Genomic DNA, 16,705 nt, shown 5'->3' with positions numbered 1-16,705 from the left:
ACTGATAAATAAAATGGGAAGATATCCGCAGACATCTTCCCATGATGTTATTACTGGTTTGTCTTTAATCAGGAAACGAAATATTTAGTGATGCCCGGTTTGGCGTAGGCATAGTTGCCGGAAGCATCTGGCAGTACCGGAGGAGGCGCATCAAAAGCATATACTTTCGGCTGCAGATTCAATCCGGAGTTAAGCGCAGTATCCCAGTTGATTACCTGACCAGAATAGGTAGCCAGACGACCGATGATCGCGGAAAGCGTAGCTTCGGCGCCACGTTGTGCATCAGCAAACTTATACTCTCCTTTGGCGATGGCTGCAAACAGTTCATCATGCTCTGTCTGATAAGGATTGTTTTCCTTTTTCTTATCAAACTGGTACAGCACTTTTCCTTTATGGTCTACTATCTGGGCTTTGTCGCAGTAAATGCGGCCCTTAGTACCTACTATCTCTTCATCTACCTTGCTGGGAGCGTCTTTCCAGTGACGGCACTGGCTGTTCATTACTACACCGTCGGCATAACGATACTCTACATAGTGGTGGTCGAATATTTCGCCGTATTCCTTGCCGGTACGCACAGCACGGCCGCCCATACCACCAGCGGTTTGCGGGGTGGCATTTTTAAACCAGTTACCTACGTCGATATTGTGGATATGTTGTTCTACGATATGATCGCCGCAGAGCCAGTTGAAGTAGTACCAGTTACGCATCTGGTATTCCATTTCAGAGTATTCAGGTTTACGTGGTTTTACCCACAGTGCGCCCTGGTTCCACCATACCTGCATCGAGAGGATGTCGCCGATGATACCATTCTGTGCGCGTTTGTAGAGTTCGCGGTAGGAGTTCTGATAACGACGTTGCAGGCCCACTACTACGTTCAGTTTCTTTTGTTTGGCGATGGCTGCAGCATCCAGCACTCTTTTGATACCAGCAGGATCTGTGGCTACGGGCTTTTCCATAAACACATGTTTTCCTTGTCTGATGGCTTCTTCAAAGTGGATAGGCCGGAAACCCGGAGGAGTGGTGAGGATAACTACATCGGCGAGTGCGATAGCTTGTTTGTAACCTTCGAAGCCGATAAATTTATTTTTCTCCGGAACGTTTACGCGACTGGCTTTATCGCCTAAAGCTTCCTTGATATTGTTATAACTGTCGTTCAGCCTGTCTGCGAAGGCATCAGCCATGGCTACCAGCTGTACGTTTTCTTTAGTGCTCAGTGCCTGTGTGGCAGCACCGGTACCGCGTCCGCCGCAGCCTACCAGGGCTATTTTGATCACATCGGAAGAACCGGAAAAGTAATTAGCTTTAGATAAGATGGGTAATGCCAGCAATCCGCCTGCAAGCATAGAGGTTTGCTTTACGAAATCGCGGCGTCCCTGACCGTGGAATTTTTGTTCGTTTTCCATAAATACGTTGTGCTTTAATTTTTTTTAGGAGGATGAGTGGTACTAACGTGAGCCTTTATATTTGTCGATAATTTCTTCGAAGAATTTTTCTGCCTCTTCAGGAGTGGGTTGTTTTGCAGGCCTTACAATCCTGAAACCGATGAACGGAGCATCTGCATTCCACCAGGAGCTTTTAGGGATCTGCGGGTCTCTGCGGTTCCATACCGGATCGGATTTCAGGCGGGCAGCACTGCGCAGTGCAGGAGCAGCATCATTGTAGTTTCCTCCTTTGATCACGCGCGACATTTTCGCGACAGGCATCGTCCATGGATCGGTGGCAGTAGCATTGGCCACTCCGCTTTCATCATACTGATCGAGTGTCCATTCAGCCACGTTGCCCAGCATGTCGTATAAGCCCCAGGCATTGGGTTGCAGCTGAGCTACTTTATGGTATTTCTCGCCGCTGTTTTCTTTAAACCAGGCGTATTTTTTCAGTTGAGATTCATCAGTACCAAAAGGATAGGCTGTTTTGGCACCGGCACGACAGGCATATTCCCATTCTGCTGCGGTGGGAAGGCGGTAAAAGACGCCTGTTTTGGCATACAACCATTTACAATACATCAGGGCGCCATACTGGCTCATACTGTTGGCCGGGAATCCGCCAGCCTTGCCCATTCCCAGGGTAAGATCAATATATGGAGGGCTTGGACGGGTCATCCCATCGGGGATGGGGGTTTTGTCCTTTTCCGCATCCGCATAAATATCATACTCATCGAAAGTCACTTCTGTGGCTCCCATCCAGAAATCAGCGATAGTCACATTTTTGGCAGGTCCTTCATCCTTGTTTCTTCCTTTTTCATTGTCCGGGCTTCCTAACGTAAAAGAGCCTCCTTTGATGGGCATCATTTTAAAACTTACCGTGGTTCCGGGGATCTGTTGTTCGTACGGCGTGAAGGTTTGCTGTGCCTGTACTGCAGTACTATTACTGAGCATACCGCCCAGTAATAAGGTCACGTAATATCTAGTCATCCAAACGTTTTATAGTGGGTGAATTTAAAAAATACAAAAATGGAATGCAATATTTTTTTATGAATGCGAAAAATGAAGGATGGATTGAATTTTTTTCAGCTTTGTTAGCATTTCCTTATAAAAGCGATTAAATTTAGCCGAATGTCTTTTTATGTCATTTTAAAATTAACCTAACGTTATGGAAAGAAGAAAATTCCTGCAACAGGGCACTTTAGCCGGTATTTCCGCGCTGGCACTGGGCGGTATCGCCGGCAAAAGCCAGGCTGCTACTGCCGGTGAGCGTGCTGCCAAGGAAAAACCTTTCAGCCTCAACTATGCCCCACATGACGGCATGTTTAAAAACAGCGCCGGCGCCGACTTTCTGGACCAGATCAAATACGCTTACGACCAGGGCTTCCGGTCTATTGAGGATAATGGAATGATGCACCGCCCGGTAGCAGAACAGGAAAAAATAGGCAGCCTGCTTGCCAAACTGGGTATGACTATGGGCGTGTTTGTAGTAGATACCGGCAACAACTGGAAAACTTCGCTGGCTTCCGGCAAACAGGAGTTTACCGATGCTTTTGTAAAAACCTGCCAAGAAAGTGTGGACGTGGCTAAACGCTGCAACGCCAAATGGGCCACTGTTGTGCCGGGCTTCTTTGACCGTAGCCTGCCTATGGGCATCCAGAGCGCCAACGTAGTGGCTGCCCTGCGCAAAGGCGCCGCCATATTTGAACCGCATAATCTTGTCATGGTACTGGAACCACTGAGCGATACCCCCGATCTCTTCCTGCGTACTTCCGAACAGACCTATGAAATCTGTAAGGCTGTCAACAGTCCTTCCTGTAAAATATTATACGATATCTACCATATGCAACGCAATACAGGCAACCTTATCCCTGTGATAGATATGTGCTGGGACGAAATTGCGTATATCCAGATTGGTGATAACCCCGGCCGCAGAGAACCTGGCACCGGAGAAATCAATTACAGAAACATTTTCAGACATCTCCGTAAAAAAGGATACCAGGGAATACTGGGCATGGAACACGGTATCGCCGGCCAGGGCAAAGAAGGTGAAGCGGCATTGATTAAAGCATACCGGGAAGCCGACCAATGATTTATATGATGAATGCTGATTTTCCTGATATGCGGAGATTAGCACGATGATTCAGGATATTTTTTTAAAACCCGTCTGGTAATAATCAGACGGGTTTTTTCTTTTATATTGTTAATCTCCCTACATCAGGAAAATCAGCATTCATCACATTAATCACAGTTTTTTTTGTTACCTTAACTATACCTTAAAACACTATACTATGGGTGGTTTTTTGCTTCGCATATTAGTGAGTGCGCTGGCAGCGATGTTAACAACTTATCTGCTGAAGCCTGCTGTGAAAATAGACAGTTTTGTTACGGCCCTGTTACTCGCGCTGGTACTGGCATTGTTAAATGCGCTGGTACGACCACTACTGGTACTATTCACCCTTCCGGTAACCCTGTTGACCCTGGGGTTATTCCTGTTTGTTATCAACGCTGTGATCATCCTGCTGGCAGCCAAAATTGTTCCTGGTTTTAAAGTGGATGGTTTCTGGTGGGCGATGTTGTTCAGTATTGTGATGACCATCATCAACAGTGTTCTGAGCAGCCTTGCCGGCGCCAATAATAATGATTAGCCCTTACCCTAAACATTGTAAAATAGCCTGTACATCATGTATTTCGACCGGTCTAACCTAAGCGACACGGAGCTGCTGTCTTTTTACAGAGCGCTGCTATACCCCCGACTGATAGAGGAAAAAATGCTGCTGCTATTGCGGCAGGGAAAAATAAGTAAATGGTTCTCCGGCATAGGCCAGGAAGCCATTTCAGTAGGCGCCACGCTGGCCCTCGAGCCGGATGAATGGATTATGCCGCTTCACCGCAACCTGGGCGTGTTTACGACCCGGAATATGCCCCTCAGCAAATTGTTTATGCAGTGGCAAGGCAGTGAAAACGGCTACAGCAAAGGCCGCGAAAGGTCTTTCCACTTTGGCAGCCGCCCATATCACATTTGCGGTATGATTTCCCACCTGGGCCCTCAACTCTCCATTGCCGACGGTATCGCACTCGCACATCAACTCAAAAAGGAACATAAAGCAGCACTTGCCTTCTCCGGAGAAGGCGGCACCAGCGAAGGTGAATTTCATGAAGCCCTCAACGTGGCAGCCGTATGGGGATTGCCCGTTATTTTCCTGGTAGAAAACAATGGTTATGGCCTCAGCACACCTGTCAGTGAACAATACCACTGCAACAGCCTTGTAGACAGGGCTGTGGGTTATGGTATGGAAGGTGTTCAGGTAGATGGTAACAACCTCCTGGAAGTTTACCAGACCATCCGCACAGCACGGGCTTATGCCATCAAAGAACAGAAACCCGTGTTGATAGAAGCGATGACTTTCCGCATGCGTGGCCACGAAGAAGCCAGCGGCGTAAAATACGTGCCCCCCGAGCTTTTTGAACAATGGAGCAAAAAAGACCCGGTGATGCAGTTTGAGACCTTTATGCAGGAGATTCACTTGTTGAATACGGAAAGCATTGAAAGTATCCGGCAGGAGCTGAAACACCGTATAGAAGAAGAAGTGGCCAAAGGGCAGGAAACAACGCCTTTTGTAGTCGATACTGATAACGAACTGGCCGACATCTATGCGCCAGCACCACCGGTAGTATCACCCTCCGGCAATACCACTGAGAAACGTTTTATCGATGCGATTACCGAAGGGTTGCAACAGTCCATGGAGCAATACCCTGAGCTGGTCCTTATGGGCCAGGACATAGCAGCTTATGGCGGAGCCTTTAAGATCACGGACGGTTTTCTATCCCGGTTCGGTAAAGAGAGAGTACGTAACACGCCGATCTGTGAAAGCGCCATTGTGGGCACAGCCCTGGGTCTGGCTATCGGCGGATTTAAAAGTATGGTGGAGATGCAGTTTGCAGACTTTGTCAGCTGTGGTTTTAACCAGATCGTCAACAACCTCGCTAAGATACACTACCGCTGGGGTCAGACGGCCGATGTGGTGATCAGAATGCCCACCGGTGGCGGAGTAGGCGCCGGCCCCTTCCACTCACAGAGTAATGAAGCCTGGTTCACCCATGTTCCCGGCCTGAAAGTAGTATACCCCTCAACACCGGAAGACGCCAAAGGACTGCTGACCGCCGCCCTCGCCGATCCCAACCCGGTGATGTATTTTGAGCATAAAGCCCTGTATCGCAGTATCAGCGGACCAGTACCGGAAGCGTATTATACCGTGGAGATAGGGAAGGCCAGGCTGGTTCAGTCGGGCGATGATATCAGCATCATCACCTATGGAAGCGGCGTACACTGGGCCATGGAATATGCAGCAGCACATCCGGAAATCTCTATCGCTATCCTGGACCTCCGCACCCTTCTGCCGCTGGACTATACCGCCATCAGCGAAGTAGTGGCTCTTACCGGCAAAGTGCTGGTACTCCATGAAGATACCCTGATTGGAGGTTTCGGTGGTGAAATAAGTGCCTGGATTGCAGAACACTGTTTCCACCTGCTGGATGCGCCCGTTATCCGATGTGCCTCCCTGGATACCCCTGTGCCTTTTGCCTCCCCCCTGGAAAAAAATTTCCTGTCCAAATCGCGTCTGGACAAGTGTATCCAACAATTAACCCACTGGTAATGGCCAGCATGATTGGGAATTTAACCCGAAAGTTTTAATTTGCACCCTGGAAATAAACAAAATCATTATACAATGTTGATGAATCTTTTAACAGTAGTACAGACCACCAACTTTTACAAAGTAGGCGACAGCATTGGTCATTTTCTGGCACCGGTTGCCATCGTTGTTTTTGCGCTGATGTTCATTTATGCATGGGCTAAATACGCAAAACTCTAATCCCCTGTTTTTTCACATCGCATTATAGAAGAAAAGGCTTCCATTGAGGAAGCCTTTTTCTTTGTTACTCATGTCTTTATACCTGATCAGCCATTGCTGAGGGTCTTTTCTATCAGTGCTTTCAGCTCCGGTGTAGACGGACGGGGTGCATCAATCGTTACGATATTACCTTTCTGGTCAAACACCATAAAACGGGGAATCCCTTTGATATCGTAAAACTTGGTGATGTCGCTCCAGCCTGCGCCGAAGAGTTGTACTCCTTTCATTTCCTGTTTTTTCACGAAAGCCGCCCATTTCTCTTTGTCCTTTTCTTCATCTACAGAGAACCCAACGAAAGTGACGTTTTTACCTGCCATTTCCTCTTCCAGTTGCTGCAGGTAAGGCAGCTCTGCTTTACAAGGTCCGCACCAGGTAGCCCATACATCTACTACCACTACTTTTCCTTTCAGATCGTTGAAAGCCACCTTTTTACCGCTCATATCTTCACCGGTGAAGTTAAAGCCAACCTCTCCGGTAGCAAATTTGCGTACAGCCTTTTCTGCCGCCAGATAACGCTGCATCTGGCCGTCAGTGACCAGGTATTTCTTAACCGGTGCTACCGCTTCTGTAAGGGTCTCAAAAGTTCTGTAGCCACCCAGGCTTTCTGTAATAAACAGCCCTTTGATGGTATCGTTACAGAAAAGACCGGACATTTGTTCCAGAGAAGGAAATGTTTTGGGCTTCTCTTTTGCCATCATATGAGTAAACATCGCGTATAAACGCAGAATGCCCGCAGCCTCACCATTTGCCAGCAGTTTGCTGTCACAGAACTTTTTGTTCTGCACTACCTGCTGATAGTAGGCCGGATACTGGCTGTGCTCAGGGTGTTTGGAACGCGGCGTCATCAGAAACAGAAGGGCTGCATATTCTACATCCACATCCATGGTGTATTGCAGTAGCTCATTGAATTTTTTGTTGGGTGTGTTCACCGTTTTTTTCAGACTGGCTACTTTAGGCACAAAAGCTTCGAGCTTCGGAAAAAAGGAGACATAGGAGGAAGTGTCGCCCAGGCCGGCGGGTTTGGAGATCACGCGCAGCTGGTCATTCCATTGTTGCAGTTGTTTGTTTTCTGCTGATCCGGATTCCACTATGTAAGCCCCGTTGTCCATCTTCAGTTTCAGCTGGTCGCCTGATTTCACATAGATACGGGTATCTCCGCCACGGTCTCCTGCGGAGAGGTAATAAAAACCCTCCTTAGGAGCAGGTACCGCAAAGGCAAAGGCATGTTGTGCATTCACTACTGCATTGGCGATCTCTGTTTTGCGGCCTTCATCTACTGCATACAGTGTTATTTTTTTTGCTTTTTCAGGGGCCTGGCCCTGAATAACGGCGAGAGAGGGAACAGGTGCCGGTCCTGCAACTGCACGGGCAGTCAATGCCACGCAGGCTACCAACGGCAGCAGTCTGCTTGCGTTAAATTGATTCATTTTAATGGTGGTTTGGTTTTGGTTTTCGATTATAATCGTTGTGCCCCAAATATAGAAAAGGCAATGAAGATGGGACAGACAATTTTTTCAGCGGCCCAAAACCGTTATGAATCATTCTTCAGGGCGTATGTACTGGTTGTAGTAATGCTGGGCTAACTGGTAATTTTCATCGTCAAAACATACAAGTACCACTTCTTCTATAACGTTATCCTCTTCAAGAAAGCGGACGATGGTCTCCATGGCAATGCTGGCAGCCAGGTCTTTCGGGAAGTGATAAATCCCGGTGCTGATATTCGGAAAAGCAATGGAGTTAACATGATGTCGGGACGCCAGCTGCAGCGAATGTAAGTAACAATTGGCCAGCAGCTGCTGTTCGTTACGGTTGCCCCCATTCCATACCGGACCTACTGTATGGATCACATATTTTGCCGGCAAGCGGCCACCGGTGGTAATAACGGCTTCTCCGGTTTTACAGCCACCCTGACGAGCTACAATTGCTCTGCAGTCTTCCAGGATAGCAGGACCACCGGCCCTGTGGATAGCACCATCCACGCCACCACCACCCATCAGAGAGGAGTTGGCAGCATTCACAATAGCCATCGTTTCCATCTTGGTAATATCTCCTTTGAAGATCCGGATTTTCCTATATGCCATAACGTTATACTGTTCTTACATATACCAGTTTACCGGTTTTTTTACCGCTTTCCCTGATATCAATTTCGAAATTAGGAAAACTTTTTATCAGCTGTACCAGCTTGTTAAAGCCGTAGTTACGGGCGTCGAAGTCTGGTTGTTTTTTCAGTAACAGGTTACCCAGTTCACCGAGGTAGGCCCATCCATCTTCATCAGCGATATCGTTGATACTGGTAGACAACAGGTCTATCAGTTCTTTGTCGGCCTTGCTGATTCCTTTCGGCTTTTCCTTGCTGGATTTGGGTTTGCCGGGTTCTGTTTTCTTTTCTCTTATCTGTAATATCTCCAGATAGATAAATTTATCGCAGGCAGCACGAAAGGCACTGGGGGTTTTCCGCTCGCCCATACCGATGACACGCATACCGGCTTCCCGTAGTCTGGTGGCCAGTCTGGTGAAATCACTGTCACTGGATACGAGGCAGAAACCATCTACCCTTCCTGTATACAGGATATCCATCGCATCGATAATCATGGCTGAGTCGGTGGCATTTTTTCCGGAAGTATAACTGTACTGTTGGATAGGGGTGATAGCATAGTCCAGTAAAACACCTTTCCAGCCTACAACGGTGGGCTTTGTCCAGTCTCCGTAAATCCTTTTGAAGGTGGGGTTACCGTATTTGGCTACTTCTTCCAGCATCCCCTTGATATTGTGGTAAGGTATATTGTCGGCATCTATCAGTACTGCGAGGCGGAGATCGTTTATATTGTCCATGTGGAATACTTTGGGTGTATTTAGGAATCTGGTTATTTGATGGATTGAATATAAGTAATCAGTTCATCAAATAGCCAGATTCATAAATATTACTATTTGAGATAGGAACGAATCATCCATGCCAGTTTGAGGTGTTTCTGCAGCAGTTGTGTTGCAAAGTCGCTGGCGCCTTTGTCTTTATATTTTTCATCGAATTCATCAATCAGTCTGCGCATGTTACGGATGATGGTTTCGTGATCGTCCAGTAATTCCTGTAACTGTTTTTTCTGATCGTTGGAATATTCAGATTCAAGCAGGTTGGTAAGTTTCAACACATCAGCATAACGGCCTTCCGCATAGTGGCCCACCTGACGGATATATTCTGCCACTTCATCCGCAATTTCTTCCAGTTCTTCATATTGATCTTCATAGAACTTGTGCATTTCCATGAAATTAGGTCCTTCAATATTCCAGTGGCAATTGCGTGTTTTTGCATAAACCAGTAATTCATCCGCTAACACTTTATTCAACTCTAATGCTATTTTCTTTGCATGATCTGCTGTAATACCAATTTCGATTTTCATATCTTGAATTTTTTTGGTTTAAATAAATGTACGATTTCTTCAGACGGGCTATGATGATGTTTATCATAAATTAACAACCGGTATAATAAACAGGTACATAGGCTCTTTTGTTCGGGTTTGATCATTAGGCCAACATATTTGCGAAAATTGTACCATAGTTGTTAATTTTGCGTGCATGGACCAGTCTCCCGGAAAAATCTACACCCTGCATTTCATTCTCTTATGCCTGAGTAATGCACTATTTTCTGCCAGCTTTAATATGATGATCCCTGAGCTACCCGCCTATCTGAGCAATATGGGGGGAGCAGATTACAAAGGATATATTATTGGTTTGTTTACACTGATGGCTGGCTTGTCACGTCCATTCAGCGGCAAGCTTACCGATACGATCGGGCGGGTGCCGGTGATGATTTTCGGTTCGCTGGTTTGCGTTGTTTGTAGCTTGCTTTACCCACTTGTCAGCTCTGTTGGGGCATTTCTGCTACTCCGTTTTTTCCATGGTTTTTCCACTGGTTTCAAACCTACGGGTACTTCTGCCTATGTTTCCGATATCATTCCCTACAACCGCCGTGGTGAAGCCATGGGCATGGTAGGACTGGCCAGCACTATTGGTATGGCGCTGGGTCCCGCCATTGGCGGATATATGGCAGTAAGGTGGAATATCAATGTGATGTTTCAGCTGTCAGCTGTATTTGCCCTTTTATCTGTAGTGATATTGATTGGTATGAAGGAAACACTGGCCAACAAACAATCTTTCCGGTTTTCTTTGTTGAAAATCAAGGGAGAAGAAATATTCGAGCCACTGGTATGGTCGCCAGTGATCATCTGTTTCCTGACATATTTCAGTTATGGAGCGATGTTAACTATCATCCCTGACTTCAGTGCATTCCTGGGTATTAACAACAAGGGCCTTTTCTTTACCTTTTTCACTGCCAGTTCTATCGGTATCCGTTTGCTGGCCGGTAAGGTATCCGACCGTTATGGCCGTGTGCCGGTGTTGAAGATTTCTGCTTTACTGATGGCCGCTTCCATGCTGATGATGGGCCTTGCCACCTCCTCTACCCTGCTGATGGCTGCCGCTGTTGTATATGGCATCTCAGTAGGGCTTAATGCTCCGGCTATTACCGCCTGGACTATCGATCTTGGTCAGCCGGAACACCGCGGCCGGGCGCTGGCCAGCATGTATATCGCTATGGAAGCCGGTATAGGACTGGGAGCCTATTTCTCTGCCTTTGTTTATAACAACAATGCATCTCATTTCCCGGCCACCTTCTATCTGTTTGCTGGTATTACGCTACTGGCCACCATTTACCTCTCCTTCTTTTATAAGAAGCCGGCCATGGTGACCAGAGAATATTGATCCATTTACAGTCACTACTTAATGTTCCGCTTTATTTCTTCATTCCGGAAACATCAGTTGGTGCAGCTTACATTAATCTCCCTGAGATCTTTCCTGTATAGCGCCATCGGGTGACTGTGCCGGATGCTGCACTGTGATTGCAGGTACAGGTATTTCATCCGTTACAGCAGGTGGTATGGACGCTTCTTCCGTTGTAGCCGAATCCACTTCCATCGTCATCTGGCGCGGCAGATTCTTTTTGTTATCCAGCCCCAGACGTCGCATGCGCTCAGCCCTTCCCACCAGATTTCCATGGCCGGTGCTCAGTTTGTTCATGGCATTTTCATACACGTTCTGACTACGTTTCAGGTGTTCACCGATCAATCCCATATCTTCTGCGAAGCCTACAAACTTGTCGTAGAGCGCACTGCCCTGGCGTACAATTTCTTCTGCGTTTTTATTCTGGTTATCCAGCCGCCACATGGCATCGATGATGCGCAGGGTTGCCAGCAGTGAAGGCACACTCACCAGAATAACCTTACGACGGAAGGCAAAGTCATACAAATCTTCCTCCTGCTGCATAATAGCCAGCGCATAGGCTGGTTCTATCGGAATAAACAACATCACAAAATCGGTGGTATTGTTATACAGTGTATGATAGGCTTTTCTGCTTAGTTCATTTATATGGTTCTTCACAGACTGCACATGCTGTTTCAGCGCCTGCTGCCGTTCTGCTTCTTCAGTTGCACTGCAATACTGCTCATATGCCTTGAGGGACACTTTGGAATCGATGACCAGCTGTCTGTTTTCAGGCAGTTGTAATACCAGGTCGGGCATTCTCAGTTGCCCTGTTTCATCCCGCTGCGCATCCTGGGTAACATAATGAATTCCTTTTTCCAGGCCGGAAGCTTCCAGCACTTTTTCGAGGATCATTTCTCCCCAGTTGCCTTGTTTTTTGGTGTCGGCTTTCAACGCTTTTGTCAGGTTGTTGGCCTCTTTTGAAAGGGTCTGATTCAGTTGCAGTAACCGCTGCAGTTCTGTTTTCAACTCTGCCCGCTGGCTGGTTTCCGCCACAAGTGATTGCTGTACGCTGCTTCTGAAATTATCGATTTTTTCAGCCAGCGGCTTCAGCAGATCGTCCATTTTTACCTGGTTCTGCTGCATAAATGTGCCGGATATACGCTGTAACAGCTGCTGAGCAGTGTTCTCAAACTGCAGTTTGAAATCCTGGTGCATCTGTTGTAACCGATCTTTTTCGCCCTGCAGCTGTTGCTGCAGATATTTATTCTGCTCCATCAGCCGTCCCTGTTCGGCCATCAGCGAAGCAAATTCTTCGTTTAGCCGTTCCAGTTGTTCCTGTTTTTCACGGACTGCCAACTGTTTGTCGTCCAGCATATTCTGCAGATAACCCTGCTTTGCTTCCAGCTGACTGTTGCGTTCCTGCTGCTGGGCCACTGCTGACTGCAGGGCCTGTTGCTGGTTCCGGGCCGTATAATACAAAAACCCTAGCACCGCTGATGCTATCCCTATGACAATCAATAATATCAACAAGATCACATTCATAATAAGCAATATCGTTTTTGACTACGCATTAGATCTGCGTTATAAAAAAGAGCTCAGGGAAGCTGGCACCAGTCCCCGAATAAAAAGGGACTGACCATTACCTGATCAGCCCCTTTTGTTATATTTTCATCCTGTAAAACCTTACAAACGCTCGTACAGTTTTCTCAGGCGCTCACGGGTCATGATTTCCTTCCAGTCTTTACCCAGTGCATTTTCCCACAGCGGGGCCATGCCTAAAGAAACATTGATCATAGTGTCAAACTGCTCATCTGTCAACCCTTTGGTGATACCCTGCGGGATGTCAATGTTGTGCTTTTTCACCATTTCCTTGAATTTCTTTACACCGTCAGGATAAAACTCTTCCAGTTTGTCAAACACAATACAGTTGCCGATACCGTGTTTGGTGCCCAACAGATAGGCCAGTCCGTAACTTACGGCGTGTGCCACCCCTACCTGGGAATAAGCAATACTCATACCGCCGGCGTAGGAAGCCATCATCAGTTTCTCATCACAGTCATCGTCCCAGGTATCTTTCTCCAGAAAAATTTCTTCGCACAGCTCCTGCGCTTTTTCACCATAAGACTGGCTGAAAGCATTGAGATAAGTGCCTGTCAGCGATTCCACGCAGTGGATAAAACAGTCCATCGCTGTATAAAACCGTTGATTAGGCTCTACAGTTTGGGTCAGTGAAGGATCCAGTACGATCTGGTCAAACGGCGTAAAGTCGGAGTTCATACCCAGTTTGCGGGTAGGACCGGTCAATACGCAGGTACGGCTAACTTCAGCACCGGTACCGGAGATCGTAGGTATACCTACTTTGTATACGCCCGGGAATTTCACCAGGTCCCAGCCCTGGTAATCTGCAGAAGAACCGGGGTTGGTCATCATCAGCGCTACTGCTTTGGCCATATCCATTACAGAGCCGCCACCAATACCGATAATACCGGATACTTCTCCAAATTCAGCTTTCAGTTCATCACGTATTTTATCAACTGTAACGGTTTTGGGTTCGTAGGTTACATCAATCACCACTACTTTATCTTTGCCCTGCAAAGGAATACGGGACAGAAACGCTTGTTTGTCCTGGAAATACTCATCCACGAAAAATATCATGGGAGCATCGCCTTTACGCCTGGGGGCCAGTATTTCGCCCAGCTGATCAAAACATCCGCTGCCGTAAACTACGTAGTCCACCATTTTAAAATTCCTGAATTTCATATATCCGTTTTAGTTAGATGTTTACAAAAATTTGGCTGCCTTCTCCAGGTCTTCGGGAGTATCTATTTCCACACCCATATAGGAAGTGGACACCATCTTCATGGGAATACCGTTTTCCAGGTAGCGCAGACATTCAACCTTTTCTGCCAGTTCCAGCGGTGTAGGCTCCAGCTTTGTAAAGTCAAGCAGGGTCTGCTTGCGGAAAGCATAAATGCCGATATGTTCGTAATAGGTAGTTTTAATGTCTTTGTTGCGCGGATACGGGATCACGGAACGGGAGAAGAACAATGCGTTGAATTGTTTGTCTACCGCCACTTTCACATAGTTCGGGTCTGCTATAGACGCTTCATCGTGCAATTCCTGCATCAGCGAAGCCACCTGTACTTTTTTGCCTTCTTCCCCTTCAAACACTTTCAGCAGTTTCTCCAGTGGTTCTTTCTGGGTGAAGGGTTCATCACCCTGCACATTCACCACAATATCAGCGTCCATGTCTTCTGCAGCTTCGGCTATACGATCGGTACCGCATTCGTGTTCCTTTTTGCTCATGACCGCCTTGCCACCATTGCTGACAATCTCATTGTATATCAGGTCACTGTCGGTCACCACCAGTACCTCGTCGAATACGCCGGTATTAACGGCAGATTCGTAGGTACGCAGGATGACTGTTTTACCGCCCAGTTCGGCCATCATTTTGCCCGGGAAACGGGTAGCGCCATAACGGGCAGGTATCAACGCTATTTTCTTCATGTTCGCGGTTTGGTCACGCAAAGGTGCAAAGAGCAGCAAAGGCGCTGTAATGCGCCTTTGCGTGAAATATTATAATGCGCTTTTTACAGCTTTTACCAGTTTTTCTGCCCTTTCCTGTACTTCGGCATCGCTCCAGGCCAGGTTGATAGGGGTAGAAATGTTCCTGCCGATTATTTCGTCTGATGCAGGGAACTGTTTGGTTTTATAGATCTCCATTGCCTGTTTCAGTCCTGGAGCAAACGGTGTCAGCACATCTCCGTTTTTGAAGTGGTCCCATTGACGGATATAGTGCCAGTTGTTGTCGTAATAGTAGAATGCAGGCAGTCCGGCGGCTTTCATAGCTGCAGCGGCGTTTCTGGCCTGCTCTTTCTCCGGCAGGAAGAAAGAAAGGAAAGTGGCACTGTCTCCGGCTTCGTCAGGCAGGCGACGGAAAGTCACGCCAGGAACGGTGGACAGCGCATCTTTGAAGATTTTCTTTGTTTTCCGCTGGATAGCCAGGAAGTGGTCCAGTTTGCGAACCTGGGCCAATCCTACTGCAGCATGCAGTTCGGAGATACGGTAGTTGTAGCCGATAAACGGATGCAGGTCGGCTCCGCGGTCAACACCCAGGTGGTCGTGGCCGTGGTCGGTGTATCCGTCACATTTGATATAAACGTCTTTGTTGTTGGTGATAATAGCACCACCTTCAGCGCAGGTAATTGTTTTTACGAAGTCGAAGGAGAAAGTACCGGCATCACCGATAGAGCCGAGCGCTTTGCCTTTATAGGTAGCACCGAAAGACTGGCAGGCATCTTCCAGCAGCAGCAGGTTGTGTTTTTTACAGATGGCCTGTAATGCGTCGAGGTCGGCCATCGCACCGCACATATGTACCGGCATCACTGCTTTGGTACGAGGGGTGATGGCTGCTTCTACCGCTTTAGGGTCCAGGGTAAGGGTATCATCAACATCTACCAGCACCGGGGTGGCACCAACGGAGAATACAGATTCAAAGCTGGCAACAAATGTAAAGGTAGGCATGATGATTTCGTCGCCGGCGCCCAATCCGAGGGCTGCCATCGCCGTAGTCAGTGCGGCTGTACCGCTGGAAGCAAGCTGTGTGTATTGTACGTTCAGTTTATCGCAAATAGCCTGTTCGAGCTCTTTTGCTTTCCAGATGCCTTTACGCGGACCATCAAATCCGTAACGCATCATGATCCCTGTTTCCAGTACATCGTTTACTTCTTTTCTTTCTTCGGCGCCAAATAGTTCGTATCCGGGCATAAGCTGTTGATTTTTAAAATATAAATTGAAAGTGATGTCAAAATAGTGCTGCAAAGTTACTATAATCAGTGTTGCGTTACATCGTAAAAACTATTTATCTTTTGCTAAAAATTCAACATGCGTTTTATACTGTTCCTGATCATGATAGGCAGTTTTGTTTTGCTGCCATCCCATTATGCTGCTGCCCAACAGAACGACCAGCAGAAGATTGAAGCCCTGATGGCGGACCAAACCAGCGCCTGGAACCGTGGCGATGTGACCGCTTTTATGCAACCCTACTGGCATTCCGACTCACTGCTTTTCATCGGCAAAAACGGCGTCACCTATGGCTGGCAGGCCACACTCGACCGATACAAAAAATCCTACCCGGATACTACTGCCATGGGTAAACTCGATTTTAAACTGCTGGAATTCAAACGTCTGGCACCAGACCTATACCTGGTGGTAGGTAAATGGCACCTCCAGCGGAGCATCGGCGATCTTCAGGGTCACTTCAGCCTTACCCTGCGCAAAATAAAAGGAGAATGGAAAATCATTGCAGACCATAGCAGCTGATCTTTCATCACAAAAAAAACCATCCTAAGAGTAGGATGGCCGCTATACACCACAACATTAAAGAAGAAACTAAATAATAAGCTGTTATCTTCTTACAATAAAAAACGTTCGGGTCTTCACCGGATATGGAAAATTATATTCATCACGTTAGGACTTTTTCTTATTTCTCTCCCAGGGCTGAAGCCCTGGGCTAAATTCGCTTTACTACTATCCCGGTACCCTGAAAAAGTGCCGGGATGAAGGTTTAGCATCGCCTTCACTATTAATCTGACAAACACTATTCCAGACAGAAAA

16 protein-coding genes are annotated in these 16,705 nt (G+C 47.2%); 6 read left to right on the top strand and 10 right to left on the bottom strand.

Annotated features, from left to right (window positions below; all coding sequences use genetic code 11):
- Window positions 1–68 precede the first annotated feature (68 nt).
- The gene (locus DF182_RS13615; RefSeq protein WP_113616145.1) at window positions 69–1,403 is read right to left on the bottom strand and encodes a Gfo/Idh/MocA family protein; all 1,335 of its coding nucleotides are present in this window, start codon (window positions 1,401–1,403) and stop codon (window positions 69–71) included.
- A 42-nt stretch (window positions 1,404–1,445) separates the two neighbouring features.
- Window positions 1,446–2,411, bottom strand: a complete 966-nt coding sequence (locus DF182_RS13610; RefSeq protein ID WP_113616144.1) for a formylglycine-generating enzyme family protein — start codon at window positions 2,409–2,411, stop codon at window positions 1,446–1,448.
- A 178-nt stretch (window positions 2,412–2,589) separates the two neighbouring features.
- Between DF182_RS13610 and DF182_RS13605 the strand changes: the two genes are divergently transcribed.
- From DF182_RS13605 to DF182_RS32330, 4 genes are all read left to right on the top strand, one after another.
- A complete protein-coding gene (locus DF182_RS13605) occupies window positions 2,590–3,513 on the top strand; it encodes a hydroxypyruvate isomerase family protein (RefSeq protein ID WP_113616143.1) in 924 nt (307 codons plus the stop codon).
- Window positions 3,514–3,712: 199 nt separating this feature from the next.
- A complete protein-coding gene (locus tag DF182_RS13600) occupies window positions 3,713–4,069 on the top strand; it encodes a phage holin family protein (protein ID WP_113616142.1) in 357 nt (118 codons plus the stop codon).
- A gap of 36 nt (window positions 4,070–4,105) precedes the next feature.
- Window positions 4,106–6,079 carry an alpha-ketoacid dehydrogenase subunit alpha/beta gene (locus tag DF182_RS13595; protein ID WP_113616141.1) on the top strand — a complete coding sequence of 658 codons (1,974 nt, stop codon included), beginning with the start codon at window positions 4,106–4,108 and terminating at the stop codon, window positions 6,077–6,079.
- A gap of 72 nt (window positions 6,080–6,151) precedes the next feature.
- Complete coding sequence (locus tag DF182_RS32330; RefSeq protein WP_211327105.1) at window positions 6,152–6,295, top strand: hypothetical protein; 144 nt, start codon at window positions 6,152–6,154, stop codon at window positions 6,293–6,295.
- An 86-nt stretch (window positions 6,296–6,381) separates the two neighbouring features.
- Here DF182_RS32330 and DF182_RS13590 read toward each other — a convergent pair whose 3' ends face one another.
- From DF182_RS13590 to DF182_RS13575, 4 genes are all read right to left on the bottom strand, one after another.
- Complete coding sequence (locus DF182_RS13590) at window positions 6,382–7,761, bottom strand: TlpA disulfide reductase family protein (protein ID WP_113616140.1); 1,380 nt, start codon at window positions 7,759–7,761, stop codon at window positions 6,382–6,384.
- A gap of 111 nt (window positions 7,762–7,872) precedes the next feature.
- Window positions 7,873–8,415, bottom strand: a complete 543-nt coding sequence (locus DF182_RS13585) for an O-acetyl-ADP-ribose deacetylase (RefSeq protein ID WP_113616139.1) — start codon at window positions 8,413–8,415, stop codon at window positions 7,873–7,875.
- 4 nt (window positions 8,416–8,419) lie between these two features.
- Window positions 8,420–9,166: an NYN domain-containing protein gene (locus DF182_RS13580; protein WP_113616138.1), complete on the bottom strand. Its 747-nt coding sequence runs from the start codon at window positions 9,164–9,166 to the stop codon at window positions 8,420–8,422.
- A 92-nt stretch (window positions 9,167–9,258) separates the two neighbouring features.
- The gene (locus DF182_RS13575; protein ID WP_113616137.1) at window positions 9,259–9,729 is read right to left on the bottom strand and encodes a Dps family protein; all 471 of its coding nucleotides are present in this window, start codon (window positions 9,727–9,729) and stop codon (window positions 9,259–9,261) included.
- A gap of 175 nt (window positions 9,730–9,904) precedes the next feature.
- Between DF182_RS13575 and DF182_RS13570 the strand changes: the two genes are divergently transcribed.
- Window positions 9,905–11,089, top strand: coding sequence for an MFS transporter (locus DF182_RS13570; protein ID WP_113616136.1), 1,185 nt, complete (start codon window positions 9,905–9,907; stop codon window positions 11,087–11,089).
- A 72-nt stretch (window positions 11,090–11,161) separates the two neighbouring features.
- Here the strand turns inward: DF182_RS13570 and rmuC are convergent, their stop codons facing one another.
- The 4 genes from rmuC to DF182_RS13550 all read right to left on the bottom strand — a co-directional run bounded on the left by rmuC (window position 11,162) and on the right by DF182_RS13550 (window position 15,856).
- Window positions 11,162–12,631 (bottom strand): DNA recombination protein RmuC, encoded by a 1,470-nt coding sequence (gene rmuC / locus DF182_RS13565; RefSeq protein ID WP_113616135.1) that lies wholly within the window; start codon window positions 12,629–12,631, stop codon window positions 11,162–11,164.
- Between the two features lie 141 nt (window positions 12,632–12,772).
- On the bottom strand, window positions 12,773–13,849 hold the full coding sequence (locus DF182_RS13560) for an iron-containing alcohol dehydrogenase family protein (RefSeq protein ID WP_113616134.1): 1,077 nt from the start codon (window positions 13,847–13,849) through the stop codon (window positions 12,773–12,775).
- 21 nt (window positions 13,850–13,870) lie between these two features.
- On the bottom strand, window positions 13,871–14,596 hold the full coding sequence (kdsB, locus tag DF182_RS13555) for a 3-deoxy-manno-octulosonate cytidylyltransferase (protein WP_113616133.1): 726 nt from the start codon (window positions 14,594–14,596) through the stop codon (window positions 13,871–13,873).
- A 69-nt stretch (window positions 14,597–14,665) separates the two neighbouring features.
- Complete coding sequence (locus tag DF182_RS13550; protein WP_113616884.1) at window positions 14,666–15,856, bottom strand: DegT/DnrJ/EryC1/StrS family aminotransferase; 1,191 nt, start codon at window positions 15,854–15,856, stop codon at window positions 14,666–14,668.
- Window positions 15,857–15,973: 117 nt separating this feature from the next.
- Here DF182_RS13550 and DF182_RS13545 point away from each other — a divergent pair, with 117 nt between their 5' ends.
- The gene (locus DF182_RS13545) at window positions 15,974–16,411 is read left to right on the top strand and encodes a YybH family protein (protein WP_113616132.1); all 438 of its coding nucleotides are present in this window, start codon (window positions 15,974–15,976) and stop codon (window positions 16,409–16,411) included.
- Window positions 16,412–16,705: the final 294 nt, after the last annotated feature.

The sequence above is a fragment of the Chitinophaga flava genome (assembly GCF_003308995.1).
GTDB classification, from domain to species: Bacteria; Bacteroidota; Bacteroidia; order Chitinophagales; family Chitinophagaceae; genus Chitinophaga; species Chitinophaga flava.
The sequence above is the reverse complement of the archived record's forward strand: the minus strand, read 5'-3'. Positions and strand labels throughout refer to the sequence as shown.